The organism is Thermodesulfobacteriota bacterium, assembly GCA_036397855.1.
In the GTDB taxonomy this organism is placed as follows: domain Bacteria; phylum Desulfobacterota_D; class UBA1144; order Nemesobacterales; family CSP1-2; genus DASWID01.
Map to the genome: position 1 here is coordinate 1 of DASWID010000111.1, position 17,466 is coordinate 17,466.

Genomic DNA, 17,466 nt, shown 5'->3' on the forward strand with positions numbered 1-17,466 from the left:
AATTTCCTCCTTTTTAAAGGAGGACTAATGAGGATTTTTGGTAAATTTTTTGGGCAGCCTTATCCTGGTCGAAGGATTGCTTCTTTGTACCTGTGCTGAACCATGTCCTGACGATAGGTCAGGATCTATTCAGTATCAAGACAAAGAAGTTAGAAAGAAAAGAAATAATATAATTGAAGTAAATACTTTTAAAGATTCTGTCCAGAAAATATATGACATCTACACCAATGACAATCAAGGTGAAACTCCAATAGTTGTCAATGAAAAATCCTCGAGATTGCCACGCCTTAGCTTGTGTTGAGAATGAGGGAGAAATTGCCTCGCTTAATTCCTAAATTTCGGAGAAAATAAAAGCGGAAAAAATCTTTGAATTTATTGATAGGCTTCAATCATGCTCTTTAGTATGGTTGCAGAAGATGAATTTTTAATCTTCTCAAGCGCGCTTTTCTCAATCTGTCTTATTCTTTCTCTCGTGAGGCTGAATCTCTTCCCAACCTCGTCTAGCGTACAGGCATTTTCATATCCGATGCCAAACCTCATCTTAACCACCTCTCTTTCTCTAGTATTCAGCATTGAGAGGGCGGTCTCCAAGCTTTTTGGAAGCAATGCAGCCGCAATTAGAGAATCCGCAGGTACTGACTTTGGATCTGCAAAAACATCAATAAAGCTCATGTTTTGCCCTTGAAGGGTTGTGTCAAGGCTCAATACCCTATCATTATCCCCAAGAACCCAGCTTATATTCGCCTCCGACATCCTCGCTTTATCCGCCACCTCCTTGTTCAACGGCCGTCTTCCCATCTCTTTCGCGAGATCATTCCGTATTTTTCTGACCTTACTCGATTTTTCAAGCACATATGCAGGTACCCGTACCGGTTTAATCTGACTCAATGAAGCCCTCAATATAGACTGAGTTATCCACCAACTGGCATATGTCGAGAACCTGTAACCTCTCTTATAATCAAATTTCTCGACAGCCTTTATCAGTCCCAAATTTCCCTCTTGCAGAAGATCTAAATAGGGTATCCCCCTTCCAACATATTTCTTGGCGATGCTTGCAACGAGCCTCAAATTTGATTTGATAAATTGGTTTCTTAGTTCTGTCGCCCTGATATTATTCGCTTCTAGAAGGCTGAAGAGCTTTTTCAGACGTTTATCCAAATCGCCATTTTTGTATATCCGATTTCTATGATTCAGTATTTTACGTAACTCGCGTATAGTCCTATCTCCATTATTACCGAGTCTTCTGCCGATAATCCCCTCGAATACCTTAAGAATCTTTTCTGACCTTGATTCGCATCTTTTTATTTTTGAGGCGATTTCAACCTCCTCGCCCGGAGTGAGGAGCGGTTCTGAACCAACTTCCTTAAAATATGAATTTATTAATCTTAGATCCTGATCTTGAATCGCTTTCTTACTACCTGTGTTTTCGCTTTCCGAAACTTGATTGGTTCCCTGATAAGAAATCTCCTCAATCTCATGTTCGGAATCCACACCAGTAAGCAACCCAGCGACGGTCTCAGTATCCGCCGTGCTGTAATCAACGGTTATATAGTCATTTTTTGTCTCGTCCATAATCATCTACTCTCTAATGACTTATGATGCATTATTGAGGTATTGGATGCAAGAAAATTTAAAACCTTTCTAACTCCTTTAAACCTTCAAAAATTCGTAAGGTTTCAATTTTATGTCCAAAGAACCTGAATTAACTATTTAATTTTATGACTGAATCACTATATGTTAGGCTCAACGTTCATGAACATATCATGAGGATCAACGCGGGGAACAGAACAGGAAACTCTCTTGCTTTTAACCTCTTAGCAACACTGGACTAACCCCCGTCTGCAATCAAGATGACACAATCTTGGGTATCACGTTCAAATTCAACGTGGAATCATTAGATCAATATTTTACTGGATGGTGGTTCCTCCCGGATCACCAGAAGCTTTACGCCTTATATCATCCCATTTTTGAGTTAATATATTAAGCCGAGAATCGGCATCCGCAATTTTCCCACTACTCAAAAGTGTTAATAAATCCCACATATCCTTCGCCGAATTTTCGTTAGGTATTGTATACGGATGAATAAAAGAACATATTTCTCCATAATTAAGAACCACAGATCCGGAAGGATCAAACCCGGATAGGAGTGAATAAAGCTTCCTCATGCCGGCCCTAATACCGGCCAATTTATTTAATACATGAGAATCTGACTCATTCTTGTCTATGACAGAGTCTATAACTTTTTCTCCCTCTTTCAGTCTCCTGAGACCTGAGTCAAGTTTAGTATCGTAACTTATCGCATTGAATCCCCAATGTGTATAAAGTATCTTTCGCTCCTCGTCGCGAAAAATAGCAAACCAGTGAAGTGGGATAATATTTTCAGAAAAGAAGATATGAGACTGACCCTTCGATCCTAAAGGAGCAATATAATATCTCCCATTTTTATCCTTCATGAAAAAACAATCTTCTATCTCCTCCTCCAACACGTCAAGATTTGAGGAAATTGCCTTTCTGAAGCTATCGTACTCATTTCCAAACCAAACCCCGAAAGGTGACGTCGGTCCGCCCCAATACTTTTCGTAAAAATCGATGTATGAAAACCAGTAGTCGCTTTTATCGCCAAAATTTTCAACGGGTTCATACAGTATCAATGTGCTGTTTGCCATATATATTAATATATCAAATCTGACAAAAAAACATAATATTTATCCCAAAATATATCTTTAACACCATTATGATTCAAACAGGACAACCCCAGAATCCGGCCGATCAGGATTAAAAGAAACCAATTGACAACCACTCAACAAAAGTCGTAATATGATTGGATGACCGATTTGACCCTCGAAAAATTGATAAAAAAAGCAAAAAAGAAAAAGATCGATTTGGGCCCGAACCCAGCTAAAACGATAAGGGCTTGCGTGAAGCTTGGACTTATTCCAAAACCTAAAAGACGGATTTCAAGAATAAACAACGGCAAAAAAACCACATATTACTATCCCGATAATACGTTAGATAAATTAGTACATATAAAAGCCCTTAAATCGGAAGGCGTCTCTCTGGAAGAGATAAGAGAAAGCTTTGCCCTTGTGTACGTTCAAACAGCTCTTCATGACCTTATCCGCCAGGCTGATGATGAAAGAATTGGACAACTTGCTCAAATAATCGGAAGCAAGGATAAGGAACTAGAGGCCATCGTACAGGCCCCACTTATCTATGTAATAGAGGGCATGTCCCAGGAGGAAGCAAAAAAAATTCTTACCCTATTCTGCGGAGTCGGGTTTTATGCCCTTCTGGAGGCTGAACAGGAGCTGGAAAAACTGAAGTTTAACGATGCCAGGAAAGCACTATCCAAAGCGATTTTTTATAATTCTATAGCAGTGTTAAGACTAGCCCGCACTACAGGTGACACAAAGCTGGAAGCTACAGCCACAGACGTTTATGAGAAAGTTGTACTAGAACCAATCAGAAAGGCGACTGAGAGTGTTAGGAAAGAATTTAAAAAATCGATCGATAAGTATCTCAGAGAAAAGGGGTTAAATATTTAAGTGACCAGCATAGAAAAAGATTTTCCCAATTACCATGAAATCTATAACCGCTTACCGATGTACTCCGCTATGCTATATATGTTTTCAAGAAGGTTTTGATCAATATCTTCCTCGTCAATGCTTATTTCAAACTCGGATTCCAATGCCACAAGCAATTCCAAAGTGGCTACCGAATCAACGCCAACACCCAACTCTATTAGGGGTGTGTCATCCTTAATTTCTTCAGGATCAACTTCAGATAACATTTTTTCAATCAATACTTTCCTAATTCTACTATTTATATTGTCTTTCATTGTATCGAAACCTAAAAGCTACCATCAAACAGGCCCGCTTGGAATAGATCTACTTTAACAGACCAATAATTACTTTACCCGTAGGCCCCTTGGGTATACTTTCTCTGAATTCAATCTTGCGGGGAATCTTAAAATCAGCGATTTTGCCCTGACAAAATTCATAAATCTCTTTAGCGGTTAAATCGGTCCTTGGGACTATTACTGCCTTTACCACTTCATTACCCTCACTATCGCTCACACCGAAAACCACCACTTCCTTCACCTTCGAATGTCCTGAAATTTGATGTTCAACCTCCCTTGGATTTACCTTATTTCCACTGATACTTATGAACATCTTTTTTCTTCCGACAATTCTGATATACCCCTCTTTATCCGTAGTTCCCAAATCACCGGTATGATAATACCCATTCTTAAACACGCTCATTGTATCCTGGGGAAGGTTCCTATAACCCCTCGTCATTGACGTACTCTTAACGGCTATTTCCCCCTCCTCGCCCGCTCCAGCTACCGAACCGTCTTCCCGAAGAATTTTAACTTCTACATTTTTTACCGGTTGCCCGACTGAATCAAAATTACCTTCAACATCTTGAGATAGATTTATGGCTATTACACCAGTCTCGGTCGAACCATATAGTTGCCTTGGATAAATTCCAAATTTTTCATGGAATCGATAGAAAACCTCTTTTGATAGTGGAGAACCCGAGGAAATAACCAATTTGAGAGACGAAAAATGTCTAGGCTCTGGAAGATAGGTTTTGGCTAATACATCAAGCATAAACGGGACTGCCGGGAACACAGTTATTGCTTCACCTTCGATCAAATCTATCACCCTATTCCTGTTGAATGAGCTCAAAACATAAAGGGTACCGCCCACCCTTATACCACTAATAAAATTTCCTAATGCGTACGTATGCGATAGTGGAACGACAAATAGTATCTTATCATCCTCTGTCCAACCAACGGTCTGAGTATGATTTTCAGCAAGAGCAATAAGATTCACATGAGTCCTTACCACACACTTTGGTTTACCGGTAGAACCGGTTGAATAAAGATAAATTGCCTCATCATCGGGTATTAGGTTATATTGGATTTCCCTTGAAACTCCATTACTAGAATATGAATAGTCTGTGATAGCTCCTCTTATGACTACTAAGGATGCGCCGGTCTGATCAGCAGATTTTTCGGCCATAGGTCTTAATGCTTCTTCAGTAAGTATAATTCGCGGGGAGGAATTGGAGATATAATATTTTAATTCTGTTTCCTTATAGGCGGTATTTAAGGGAACTGAAATAGCGCCAATCTCAAGCACACTAAAAAAACTAGTTATAAACTCAAGCGAGTTAGGCAGTAAAATTGCAACTCTGTCACCATGACCAACTCCCTTTGATACAAGGAACGAAGTTAGATCTTGTACCATAGAAAAAAGGGTTCGATAAGTAATCCTTTTTTCTCCGTCCACAACCGCAATTCCTTCGGAATGCGCCCTCGCTGAATGTTTGAGTAAATCTGGAATTACTTTCATACTGAATTTCCTATTCTAGGGATACATACATGGAATAGTTAAACCCTCCTCTTCTGGAAAACCAAACATGATGTTCATGTTTTGTATTGCCTGTCCGCCTGCCCCTTTCCCCAGGTTATCAAGCGCTACAACAGTTATGCATACATCATCTTGAAATCCAATTCCGATATCACAAAAGTTCGTGGACCTCACGTTCTTTAAAGAAGGATATTTCCCCAAATTACATACCCGTATGAAAGAGCTTTCCGCATAGTATTCAAGATACAGATTCCATAAACGCTCCAATTCCAGGGGCTCTCTGAGCTCAGAGTAAATCGTCGTTAGGATTCCACGGTTAACTGGAATCCTATGGGGAACAAAGGTTAGCCTTACTGGGCCGCCACTCAAAATTGAGAGTTGTTTTTCCATTTCTGGCTTTTGATCATGTTTATCGATTCCAAAAGCTACAGCGGTTTCATTCGATTCCGAGAAATGATGCTCAAGAACAGGCGCTCTCCCGGCACCAGCAAGACCAGCTTTTGAATCGATTCTTATTGACCCATCCTCTAAGAGTCCATTATTCATAACTGGTGCTAGCCCGTATATCACGCTACTTGAATAGCAACCAGGGTTTGCAACGAGAGCAGCATCTCTTATCCTACCTTTATAAATTTCAGGAAGGCCATAGACAGCACTCTGTAGCAAATCTTTACATGCATGCTCTACCCCATATAAGTCCTTGTATTCCTCGTGATCACTAAGTCTGAAATCAGTACTTAAATCTATTACCCGAGTACCAGTCTGAATTAGCCTTTCAACAAAATGCATAGATTTTCCACCCGGAAGACAACTGAAGGCTAAATCAACAATTTCAAAGGATTTAAGTTTAGTAATACTCGAACACCTTACATCAATGAAATTATTGAATTGAGGGAAAACTTCATAAATCTTCTTGCCTGAAAATTTCTCAGATGTCAGCCAGACTATCTCAACATTTGGATGACGAATCAAAAGCCTGGTCAGTTCTGCTCCCGTATAACCTGTGGCTCCCAAAATTCCGACTCTGGTCTTCATCGATTCTGAGTTTGACTAAATTTCGTAAAAATGCAAACGTTTTTGATAGTATAATTCATTGGATTAAAATGCAGAATATCAATAAGTGTGTCGACAATCACTCCCTTGACACATTTTTAATGGCAATGATAATATTTCACCACATTATATAAGGAGGATAAGAATGATTAAAGCTTTAGGTAATTCGTATCTGTTTCCAATCTTAACGTTATTTTTTCTCTTATCATTTATAGGCTGTGAAAACGACGAAAGTAAGAAGATCGTAATCAAAGGAAATGTGGATAACACATCCGCAACAGTTGAAGCGGTAGTGAACGGACAGGTAGTGGACAGCGATGACACAGATGCAAATGGTAATTACCGAGTAACGGTTTCCAATAACGCTAACAGCGTGCAACTACGTTTTGTGACCGACACCTTTAATGTCGCACGAGTAATTCAATTAACGCCGGACAGTGAGGTCATCTTTGATGTATCCATCGAACCAGGGGTGATCACGATAGACAACTGGCAGGTTATTCAAGAGCGTTTGAAATTGTCTGGCAACGATACCATCACCTATAATGAACCTGACGCCGATTTTTCAATTAATGGATCAGGGAAGGATTGCCTGCGTACGAAAGGAAGTAGTGTTATCGATATCTCAGCCAGAAACATTACACTGGTCGATTGCGGCGAAGGTATAATCACTGAGGGCTCGTCCAGCTTAATGTTTGACGCAGTCGAAAATATCAACATAACAGCGAGGAGCAATGGAATAAGGTCAACAAATGAAAGTTCCGTATTTCTCTCCTCGGACAACGGAATTTTCGTCAGCTCAAATACAGATAGAGGTATTAGGTCAACTGGAACTTCAGAGGTAATACTCGACCCACAAGTAACCTGTACAATTTTTGGCTCAAACAATGCAATTAGTGCAAGCTCGAGCGCATTTATAGATCCGGATGGCTGTGTTTTGATAAATGGGTAAGCGAAGGCGCAACTATACTGGTGAACCCTTTACTCAAACTCGTGCTCGGATGCTTTAAGCGGGTAATATGCGGGGACAAGATTAATTGGGGATCCACTCCGTGTCATCCCCGAGGATAGTTGTCGGGGATCCATAGCATCAATTTCTAGAAAGCTCTCTGACTTCCATTAAATCTGCTCCCTATATGATGCGTGGGATCAATGCCGTGACAGCACAATAGGCGGGGTTTTCCAACCCCGCTAATTAGCCTTAATCGGGGAAAATCGCGAAAGCCATCCAGCCGGGCATACACCCATGCATCATCCCCGATGATTACCCGATCAAAGCATTCGGGTACAGGCGTAATTGGGGATCCACGCCATCAATTAGTAGAACACCCCTCACAGTTGCAATAAATTTCCTCCCCATATTATGGGGAGGATTAAGGTGGGGGTTGGCTTACCGTCAATGCGAGATGGGGGAAGATACCTTTATGATGACAAGACTGTCTCCAACAATGTAGGTAGATTGTCTTGCACTTTGCTTTACATTTGGTTACAATGTAAAGCAAGGAGATATGGTATGTATGAGGTTAAACTATCAAGCAAAAATCAGATCGTAATACCTCGTGAAGCTAGAGATGCCCTTGGTGTCAAAGCGGGCCATAAAATACTTATTGTCGTGCGCGGCGATACTGCGATCTTGCTCCGTAAGCCAGGGAAATACTCCAAGTCGATTAGCGGTATTGGCAAAGGTCTTTATCAACCTGCGTATGTTGAAAAAGAAAGAGAAAGCTGGAAGTGAAGACAAAAAGCATTGAGGCTTTTCTCGAGCGACACATCAGGATCGGATTAGATACGTCTGTTTTTATCTTCCAGTTGGAAGAGAATCCAAAGTATCGGGAGCTTGTGAATAAGATTTTCGTCTGGCTAGAGGGTCCTAGAGCTCACTCTGTTACTTCAACAGTCACAATGCTTGAGCTTCTCGTCAAACCGTACCAGCTTTCTGATATTGACAGTGTCAATAAGTTCTATGCCCTGCTGTCTACCTACCCTCACCTGGAGTGGATCGCGCCAACATTAGAGATCGCCGACCTAGCAGCAAAGCTCAGAGCGGAATATAACTTAAGAACGCCAGATGCCCTTCAAGTCGCGACGGCTTTATCCCTTGAGGCAACTGGCTTTATTTCGAACGATACTGCGTTTCAAAGAATTACAGACCTTGAAATACTCATCCTGGATGAGTTGCTGATTGATCAGGGATAAATATTAAGAGCTCAGTCTAACGAGGATCAAGGAGGGTTTACTATTCCCGACGACGATAGGCGGGGTTTTCCAACCCCGCTTATTAGCTTTTACCGGATAGCATGGGAAAGCCCATCTAGCGAAGTACTCATAAATACGCCATCCCCGAGGACTCCCTACTAGAAACAGGTGGGGACGAGAGTAATCGGGGATCCACGCATTTTCTCCTGGAGTCCCGCTTACAATCCGCGGGAGACACCTATTTTGTCATCCGCGAGGACTTTTATCGGGGATCCATAGCATCAATTTCTAGAAAGCTCTCTGACTTCCATTAAATCTGCTCCCTATATGATGCGTGGGATCAATGCCGTGACAGCACAATAGGCGGGGTTTTCCAACCCCGCTTAGTTTGGTATCTGTCACTATTTTTTTTCTGCTGAGTGAAACTCAATTCTTGGAATATTTGTAAGATTTGTCCCAAAATACTGTTAGACTTATTCATCGAGGGAGTCCTTCTCCAGGGGTTCTTTTTTGTTACAAAAAAATTCTGCCTGTCTGAGGCTTCCTCCTTAAAACCTATTTTGTACAGATGTGATTTCAAATGATGGATTGAAAACCTATATATTAGTGTGCTATTGTTTTTCTAAATGAATCCATCCGGAGTCGTAAAAAAAACGCTTGAAAAAGGATCCAGAATAAAAATCTGGAAACAGGATCCTACTGTGCGAGAACCTGGGGTAAGAATCACCTTTGTCCACAATAAAGTATATCCTGGACCAAGCGATTCTCAGTTAGCTATTAAAGGTTTTGCCCCTATTTTGCCGGACATTAACGGAGATTTCCTCTTTCCTCCGCCTGAACAGTATATTGTGGAGGATATATATAATCTGCCAGAAATAAGTGAAGAAGAACAAAGATTTGATGCAGCTCATACCTATGCGGTTGTACGCAAAGTATTAACAATGTACCAGCGTGTATTGGGAAGGGAACTAAAATGGGTATGGAATAGTGGAAGTAATGCTGAACCACTTAGCATTTATCCACATGCTAATTTGGGAAGATCGGCATTTTATGACAGGGGCTTGAAGTCACTTAACTTTCAATATTTCTATGTACTGGGAAAACAGCCGGTTTTCACCTGCAGATCTATAGATGTTGTTTCGCACGAAATGGGTCATGCAATATTTGATTCACTAAAGCCCTATTGGAATGTCTTAGAAGATGGAAGGGGGCTTTCTCTGGCGATAGCTGCATTACAGGAGTCTTTATGCGATCTTACCTCTATTCTCTTTATACTGTCTCAATTGGATCTCGTTGAATATATAGTTGCACAGACAAAGGCTAACCTACGCTATGAAGATAACATACTCGCAACTTGGGGTGAAGAACTCGGGGTGATACCTGGCTACGGGGCTGCCAGAAACGCAGTTAATAATCTTAAATTAAGTGAGGCCGGCACAGAGATACATGGGATTTCCCAGGTTTTTACCGGCGCTGTTTACGATATGCTTTCAGAAATGTTTAATGCTGCAAGAGAGCCAAATATTCGTGACGACGCTGAAACGTTGTATCAGGTAAGTCAGTATATGCTACATCTATTAGTTCAATCTGTTATCCTTTCGCCCGATAGAAAGGCTTCTTTCGCAGATGTTGCCGATGAAATGATAAAAATAACAGAAGGAACTGGACGATTAGATCATGCAGCAATTATTAGAAATAATTTTATCTATAGAGACATCCTAACGGACAAGGGGGTGGCAAGTCCTTTCGATGATTTCACGCATATTTTCCCAGACTTCCGAGGGTGTTGCGGTACTTTGAACGGAGCAGCGGCCTCAAAATAATCAAGCGACTCGGATAACAGATAAGGACGACAGATTCTATTTTTATCATTTCTAAAAACAAGGGTGTCACCCATTATCTAAGCCATTCAATCACTTCCAATCTGATCTGGTTTAATGGCGTTTCTTTCAGCGTCTCCATCGAAAAAGGGGGGCGGGAGGAGTGGGAGCTTTTCCTTTTTAGAGGATTGACGCTGAAGCTCAATTTCTGACACGAGTATACTCGGTGCAATAGTTGACACCGGAACATACCCGGACTCCGCTCCGCAGAAACCATTGAAAACTTCATAGTCATCCCCTGTGGCAATTATCTTGTTAATGGAAACAAGGGGTGTTCCAACAATTTCAATATCCCGAACAAGCGTCTCCTTACCAGTCTCGGGATCAACCTTATATACAACCAGCGGTGTCGCGCTGAAAGCCTGAAAGTCATAGGTTGAGGTATTTGTTTCTCCTCCTGTCATTTTCCTGATGATAAGACCAAATGGCTTTTTTTGACGTTTTACTTCTTCGATGAGCAACGTCTTTAGTTCTGCCTTTGGATACTCCTTTTTAGATTTAACGATAGTATTGCTCATCCTCGCCATTGGCGCTCTTCTGTAAGCCGCCCTGCCGTGTCCATTAGACTTGTTAAAACCATTTATCGGTGTCCTAGAAAGAAGAAAATTCTTTAAAATACCATTCTCGACCAGAACCACCGTTTGACCAGGAACTCCCTCGTCGTCAATGGGGTAATATCCAAGAAGACGAGTTCCATTAAAGCTTTTTAATTCAGGATCATCAATGATTGATAGAAACGCGGGGATTATTTTTTCTTCAACCCTATCTTTAAAGGTCTGACCCTCTTTATCATTAATCTGCCTCTCACCCTCCAGCCTGTGGCCAACGGCTTCATGGAATACAATCCCTGCAGCCTCAGGCTCCAGTATCGCAGGCACATTTACTGGCGAAAGTGCCTCAGCACTTTTCATATCAACCGTTTCTTTAACTAAATCCCTCATAGCAGACTTCAATTTATCCGCCGAAGGAATATCTAGGGGTGTAACATAATATAAGTTTTCATAATTCTTGATTACCCTGCCATCATCCGCCCTCGTAAGAGCATCGGCGTCTATAGAATACAGAATCTCATCCCTAATATATCGGGCTCCCTCGGTGTTGACAAAATAAACGGTTTCCTTTTGGGCTGTTATTGAAACTGATGCATCAATTAAATCCTTATATTCCTTAAATACTGAAGAAACTTCCCTCATCTTGCTTTCCCAATCCTTGGGATTAAATACTAATTCGACCTCTGGTTCGTTATAAATATGAGGCTCTTCCTTGGAAAAACTGGGTATTTCTTCATCTTTAACTTCATCTACATGCTCGGCCTTCTTATTGAAATACTGTGTAAGGGCATACTTATAAGCAGCATCGGTTGCCTGCCATAAAACCGCCCTTATGGAATCAACATCGTTATCAAGTGGAATAATCGAGGAATCAAATGAAGAAGAATTGCCGCCTGAATTGCCTAATATCGAATTATCAAATTCATAATTTCCTACCCTCACGTCAACAAACAAACGCCTTGTCCTGTCATTGACCAACTCTGCTATCGCACCATATTTTCCCTTAATATTATAATAGGCGTTGTCCTTAATCTGATAACTTATGAAGTATGGTGCTTCATATCCATCGAGTCTTAGCTTTTTCCATGAACGACTTAATTCCATTTCCATCGCATTCAGCACCACAGTATCGCTTCTCTCCGACTCCGACACTGCCGTTAATGTAGTTAATGTAATTAAAAGGAATGAAAATATGATTATAGATAATACTTTTAACCTCATAGATAGACTTCCTCGCATGAAAAATGGTATCGACCGGAGCCTATATTGTCAATCTCATACCCCATCGATAACACCCTCGTTTCTCTTTCTAACTTCTTTGTCTTGATACTGAATAGATCCTGACCTATCGTCAGGACATGGTGCAGCACAGGTACAAAGAAGCAACCCTTCGACCCTTCGACAAGCTCAGGACTCAGGACTAGGCTACCCCCTTATTGTCATTCCCTAATTCCTTAATAGGGAATCCATGCTTTTAACTCTGGATCCCCGACTATTGATTTCGGGGATGACATGACAACTAAAAAATTTAATTCAACCCCACCCCGCAAATTTTTCTATACGTCTTCGTTCCTGATTTTCTTAACGCATTTTTTGGAAGGACACTTAAGTCCTTTTAATTCTGAGAAGGATTAATGAAAATAAATCTAATCATGAAATCGTAAGAATTTTACACACGAAATATTTAACATCTACAATCGCGAGGACAGTGAAGCGATCTTCTTTGCCTACGTCGACTGGATAACCCCGCAGCGAGTGCGGGGAATTCGCGTGATCAACAGTTCTGTATCAGTTCCCTGAGAAACCTGTTAAGCATGCTGGTCGACTTTCTTAAGTCAATCTGCGTTAATCTCAAGAATGGATAAATTAGCCTTGGGTTAAAAATTAAATACTTAAATGCAGTTAGTTTTCTGAGTTCTCCACAGCTACTGTAAAAATGTCTCATGTCTGGCAGTTCAACCTGATTATCATCTGATATTGATCTTACCGATATGACGGGAGCTCCGTAATCCTCGGCCGCCTCAATTACTCCCCATGTTTCCATATCCACACTTAAGGCACCCGTTTGGTCGTATAGTCGCCTCTTTTCATCTGGGTCATGTATAAATCTGTTTTCTGTGAGTAATCCACCCTTCATAAAATCTATAGATAACCCGCTTATGTCACAGAACAGCCTTTTCTTCTCATTCCTTTTTAAACTCAAGACCCATTCTCCAACTATAACATCTCCAACCTCGAGTCCATCCATGAGCGCACCACCGAGTCCAGCAGATATGATTAATTCGGGTTTGAATTTTTGTATTACGTAATTTGTTCCATCGCGTGCTCTCTTGATGCCGACACCCGTACGGGCAAAAACTATGGACTTCCCATCCAGGTCACCTTTAAAAAATTGTAGCTCATTCCAGGATCCTTGATCAGTTATCTGAAGATAGCCCTTATTGTCCTCCAATTCAAACCAGTTAGCACAAATAACCGCTATCAAATTTATGATCCCCTGTTCGATTTTCTCAAAACTGATTTATGTTTTATTCTTCCATTGTAAAGCTTCAAACAGCGCCTGAATCGCGATTCAGGCTTGATCAGACGATTACTCTCCAACGTAATGCTTTAAGTATAGGAAAACAATCAATGCTGCTAGTGCAACCCTGTAAATGACAAAAACCGTATAACTTCCTTTCTGGACATACCTCAAAAGATATTTTATTGCAAGGAATCCAAAAAAGGCGGAGCTAAATACGCCGGCTAAGAAAGGAAGGCTAGCCACTGTCGCAAAATCTAGGTGCCTTGATTCAAATATTGCAGCCCCAGCTATTATAGGTGCAGCGATTAAGAAGGAAAACCTTGCCGCCTCATCCCTCTTAAAACTCCTCATAAGTCCGCCTGTGATTGCAATACCCGAACGTGATACGCCAGGCACAATCGAAATAGCCTGAAAAAGCCCTATTATCAGGCCATCCCAAACGCTCATCTCTGAAATCTTCTTGTCTCTACCTGAAAATCTATCCGAAAAATAAAGGACTAAACCAAAGAAAAAAAGTGTAAAAGCGATAGCAAGCGGGTCTCTTAATATCCCGCTAGCCTTTTTTTCAAATAAAACCCCAGCGACAGCGCCCGGAATACACGCAATGATTATAATTAACCCCATTCTTCCATTCGGATAATCTTTAAAGCCCGAATTAAAAACACCACCAACAAGTTCAACTCCGATTGCGGACCATTCTCTCCAGAAATAATAAATAAGCGCGAGTAGAGTCCCGATATGAAGAGCGACATCATAAGGCAATCCGGGATCATGCCAGGAAAAGAACCACGGTAAAAGGACAAGGTGGGCAGTGCTGCTCACTGGAAAAAACTCTGATACGCCCTGTATAAACCCAAATATTAAAGACTGTATTAGACTCAATAAGCTATTCCCAGATTCATAGACTCCACTTTATAGAACCCTTTTAAGATATTTCCCAGTAAAAGATCCTTCAAAATGAGAAACCTCTTCCGGGGTTCCATTTGCAACCATCCAGCCTCCATTTTCGCCACCTTCTGGTCCTAAATCAATTATAAAGTCTGAGCATTTTAAAACCTCAAGATTATGTTCGATAACCACGATTGTATTCCCCGAATCTACGAGCCTCTGAAGCACATCAATTAACCTTTTTACATCTTCAAAATGAAGACCTATAGTGGGTTCATCGAGAACATACAACGTTTTACCAGTTGCCTTCTTCGATAGTTCCTTTGCAAGTTTTATTCTCTGGGCTTCGCCACCCGAAAGCGTCGTAGCTGATTGACCGAGCCGAATATAATCGAGTCCCACTGCGTGAAGCACTTCGAGTTTCTGTCTTAGTTTCGGAATACTGGAAAAGAATTCTAAAGCCTCGCTCACTGTCATTTCCAAAATGTCCGTAATGTTTTTTCCCTTATAACAGATGTTCAAAGTCTCCGAGTTGTACCTCTTGCCCCCGCACTGATCACACCTTACGTAAACATCCGGAAGAAAGTGCATTTCAATCTTCACGGTTCCATTTCCCTGACATCCACTGCACCTTCCTTCGTGCACATTAAAGCTAAACCTACTGGGGGCATACCCACGCAGCCTCGAATCTGGCAGTATTGAGAACAATTCCCTAAGGGGTGTAAAAAGGCCTGTGTAAGTGGCGGGATTTGATCTCGGGGTCCTTCCAATGGGAGTCTGATCAACATTCACCACCTTATCTATTTTATCATAGCCCTGTATCGCTTCATGCCTACCTACCCGCTCTCTCCCGCCATAGAATTTTGAGCAAAGGGCATTGTAAAGTGTGTCAATCACTAGGGTGCTCTTTCCGGAGCCGGATACACCAGTTACACAAGTAAAAACTCCAAGAGGAAAGGAAACGTCGAGCTTTTTCAGATTATTTTCACACGCGCCTTTGACCTCTAAAAAGGCCCTAGGGCTTCGCCTTGTATTAGGGACAGGGATCGAAAGTTGCTTTGAAAGGTAACTACCTGTGAGGGATCTTTCGTTTTTCATTAAATCGTGGATGCTTCCATGAGCTATAACCTCTCCACCCTTTTCACCGGCCCCAGGCCCCATATCTACAATAAAATCCGAGTTCCTAATGGTTTCCTCATCGTGCTCGACCACGATAATTGTATTCCCGCGATCCCTCAGGGACTTTAGTGTTGAAATAAGGCGCTGATTATCCTTAGGGTGCAAACCTATTGTCGGCTCATCGAGTACATAAGTAATCCCCGTGAGCCTGGAGCCAACCTGAGTTGCGAGCCGAATTCTCTGACCCTCGCCTCCGGAGAGTGTGGTCGCCGAGCGGTCAAGAGTGAGATAGCCAAGACCCACATCTCTCAAGAATTCTAGCCTCGATCCTATTTCGTTCTGTATCCGCTCACCGACCTCTCTTTCCTGCCCAGAAAAACTTAAATTACTGAAATATTCAATGCACTTATCTACCGTTTGCCTGGCAATATCGGAAATCGATTTTCCATCCAATAATATGCTAAGACTTTCTTTCTTCAACCTTGAGCCATTACAGGTAGAGCAGTCGACAGTGCGAATATACTTCGAAAGCTTCATCCTGACTTCGTCAGAAGATGTTTCATGATACCAATCGGAGATTATGCCAATAACGCCAGGAAATGTATCCCAATATTCGATCGATCCTCTACCGTTATCCCTATAAAATCTGATTTCCTCATTTCCAGATCCATACAGGATGATGTTTTTAATTTTTGCGGGCAGCCTCATATACGGAGTTTGGGTACTAAACCCATAATGATCTGCTACACATTCGATAATGCGACCGAAATAATTTGAATTCCTCCAGGGGATGATGACACCATCTTCTATTGATTTGCTTTTGATATCTATAATCAGCTCTGGATCGAAGTTTGTTTTTTTACCGAGCCCTTCGCACTCGGGGCAGGCCCCGTACGGACTATTAAATGAGAAAAACCTCGGAGAAATTTCAGGATAGCTTATTCCGCATGTTGGACAGGAAAACTTCTCACTGAAAATAATCTCTGTCCCGCTGGATGACTCCACTTTTACGACACCGCCTGATCTTTTCAGTGCCAGCTTAAGGGAATCCTGTATTCTCCCTCTTAATTCCTTTTCAGTAATATTTACCACGTCCACCAGGAGTTCAATCGTGTGCTTCTTATTTTTTTCAATACGAATTTCATCGTCGAGGTCATGCAGATTTCCGTCAATCCTTACTTTAAGGTACCCCTGATCTTTGAGCTCATCCAGTTCTTTTCGGTATTCTCCCTTCCTACCCTGAACAATAGGCGAATAGATGGATATCCTCTCTCCCTTAGGGAATTCGATTACTCGATTCACCATTCTATCAATGCTCTGTGACGATATCTCCTTCCCACATATATAACAGAACGGCCTTCCCAATCTGGCGAAAAGAAGCCTGAGAAAATCATATATCTCGGTTATAGTGCCAACCGTTGATCGCGGATTCCTCTGAAAGGTTTTCTGATCAACGGAGATCGACGGAGAAAGTCCCTCAATGGTATCGATGTCTGGTTTATCTATCTTTTCGACAAACTGCCTGGCGTACGCCGAGAGCGACTCCATATACCTCCTTTGACCCTCAGCAAAGATGGTATCAAAAGCAAGCGAAGACTTCCCCGAGCCGCTTACGCCCGTGATTAAAACGAATTTCCCCCGAGGAACCTCCAGGCTTATATTCTTTAGGTTATGCTCCCTTGCACCTATAATTCTAATACTATCCAAGGTGGATTTATTTTACCTGGTATTAGTGCGGATGATTAATCAATTGTAGTAACATATTCCAGAAGCGATCTGTTTGAGCCAGGATAGTACTGGAAAGAGTCATCGCAAACGTATTAGAAGCAAACTCAAGGATTTGTCAATGAAAAATCGGTAACCCTCTAGAACTGTGG

The 17,466-nt window shown here is 41.6% G+C and carries 15 protein-coding genes; 6 read left to right on the forward strand and 9 right to left on the reverse strand.

Features of this window, described 5'->3' with window-relative positions; all coding sequences use genetic code 11:
• Positions 1–37 precede the first annotated feature (37 nt).
• Positions 38–301, forward strand: a complete 264-nt coding sequence (locus VGA95_08635; protein ID HEX9666606.1) for a hypothetical protein — start codon at positions 38–40, stop codon at positions 299–301.
• A gap of 71 nt (positions 302–372) precedes the next feature.
• Here VGA95_08635 and VGA95_08640 read toward each other — a convergent pair whose 3' ends face one another.
• Positions 373–1,572 carry a sigma-70 family RNA polymerase sigma factor gene (locus VGA95_08640; GenBank protein ID HEX9666607.1) on the reverse strand — a complete coding sequence of 400 codons (1,200 nt, stop codon included), beginning with the start codon at positions 1,570–1,572 and terminating at the stop codon, positions 373–375.
• A gap of 335 nt (positions 1,573–1,907) precedes the next feature.
• A complete protein-coding gene (locus VGA95_08645) occupies positions 1,908–2,666 on the reverse strand; it encodes a hypothetical protein (GenBank protein HEX9666608.1) in 759 nt (252 codons plus the stop codon).
• A 168-nt stretch (positions 2,667–2,834) separates the two neighbouring features.
• Between VGA95_08645 and VGA95_08650 the strand changes: the two genes are divergently transcribed.
• The gene (locus VGA95_08650) at positions 2,835–3,545 is read left to right on the forward strand and encodes a MerR family transcriptional regulator (protein HEX9666609.1); all 711 of its coding nucleotides are present in this window, start codon (positions 2,835–2,837) and stop codon (positions 3,543–3,545) included.
• Between the two features lie 41 nt (positions 3,546–3,586).
• On the opposite strand, the gene VGA95_08655 is transcribed toward VGA95_08650, so the two are convergent.
• The 3 genes from VGA95_08655 to argC are packed head-to-tail and all read right to left on the reverse strand — an operon-like array spanning position 3,587 to position 6,413.
• Complete coding sequence (locus tag VGA95_08655; protein HEX9666610.1) at positions 3,587–3,838, reverse strand: phosphopantetheine-binding protein; 252 nt, start codon at positions 3,836–3,838, stop codon at positions 3,587–3,589.
• A 49-nt stretch (positions 3,839–3,887) separates the two neighbouring features.
• Positions 3,888–5,360 (reverse strand): class I adenylate-forming enzyme family protein, encoded by a 1,473-nt coding sequence (locus VGA95_08660; protein ID HEX9666611.1) that lies wholly within the window; start codon positions 5,358–5,360, stop codon positions 3,888–3,890.
• A 15-nt stretch (positions 5,361–5,375) separates the two neighbouring features.
• A complete protein-coding gene (gene argC / locus VGA95_08665; protein ID HEX9666612.1) occupies positions 5,376–6,413 on the reverse strand; it encodes an N-acetyl-gamma-glutamyl-phosphate reductase in 1,038 nt (345 codons plus the stop codon).
• A 163-nt stretch (positions 6,414–6,576) separates the two neighbouring features.
• On the opposite strand from argC, the gene VGA95_08670 reads away from it, so the two are divergent.
• The 4 genes from VGA95_08670 (at position 6,577) to VGA95_08685 (ending at position 10,450) form a co-directional block, all read left to right on the forward strand.
• The gene (locus VGA95_08670; protein HEX9666613.1) at positions 6,577–7,383 is read left to right on the forward strand and encodes a hypothetical protein; all 807 of its coding nucleotides are present in this window, start codon (positions 6,577–6,579) and stop codon (positions 7,381–7,383) included.
• A gap of 561 nt (positions 7,384–7,944) precedes the next feature.
• On the forward strand, positions 7,945–8,166 hold the full coding sequence (locus VGA95_08675; protein ID HEX9666614.1) for an AbrB/MazE/SpoVT family DNA-binding domain-containing protein: 222 nt from the start codon (positions 7,945–7,947) through the stop codon (positions 8,164–8,166).
• Complete coding sequence (locus tag VGA95_08680) at positions 8,163–8,627, forward strand: PIN domain-containing protein (GenBank protein HEX9666615.1); 465 nt, start codon at positions 8,163–8,165, stop codon at positions 8,625–8,627. Before VGA95_08675 ends, VGA95_08680 begins: the two co-directional genes overlap by 4 nt.
• A gap of 626 nt (positions 8,628–9,253) precedes the next feature.
• On the forward strand, positions 9,254–10,450 hold the full coding sequence (locus tag VGA95_08685; protein HEX9666616.1) for a hypothetical protein: 1,197 nt from the start codon (positions 9,254–9,256) through the stop codon (positions 10,448–10,450).
• A gap of 86 nt (positions 10,451–10,536) precedes the next feature.
• Here the strand turns inward: VGA95_08685 and VGA95_08690 are convergent, their stop codons facing one another.
• The 4 genes from VGA95_08690 to uvrA form a co-directional block, all read right to left on the reverse strand.
• Complete coding sequence (locus VGA95_08690; GenBank protein ID HEX9666617.1) at positions 10,537–12,279, reverse strand: metallopeptidase TldD-related protein; 1,743 nt, start codon at positions 12,277–12,279, stop codon at positions 10,537–10,539.
• 553 nt (positions 12,280–12,832) lie between these two features.
• A complete protein-coding gene (locus VGA95_08695) occupies positions 12,833–13,543 on the reverse strand; it encodes a hypothetical protein (protein ID HEX9666618.1) in 711 nt (236 codons plus the stop codon).
• Between the two features lie 105 nt (positions 13,544–13,648).
• Positions 13,649–14,464, reverse strand: a complete 816-nt coding sequence (locus tag VGA95_08700) for an undecaprenyl-diphosphate phosphatase (GenBank protein HEX9666619.1) — start codon at positions 14,462–14,464, stop codon at positions 13,649–13,651.
• Between the two features lie 30 nt (positions 14,465–14,494).
• Complete coding sequence (gene uvrA, locus VGA95_08705) at positions 14,495–17,296, reverse strand: excinuclease ABC subunit UvrA (GenBank protein HEX9666620.1); 2,802 nt, start codon at positions 17,294–17,296, stop codon at positions 14,495–14,497.
• Between the last annotated feature and the right edge of the window lie 170 nt (positions 17,297–17,466).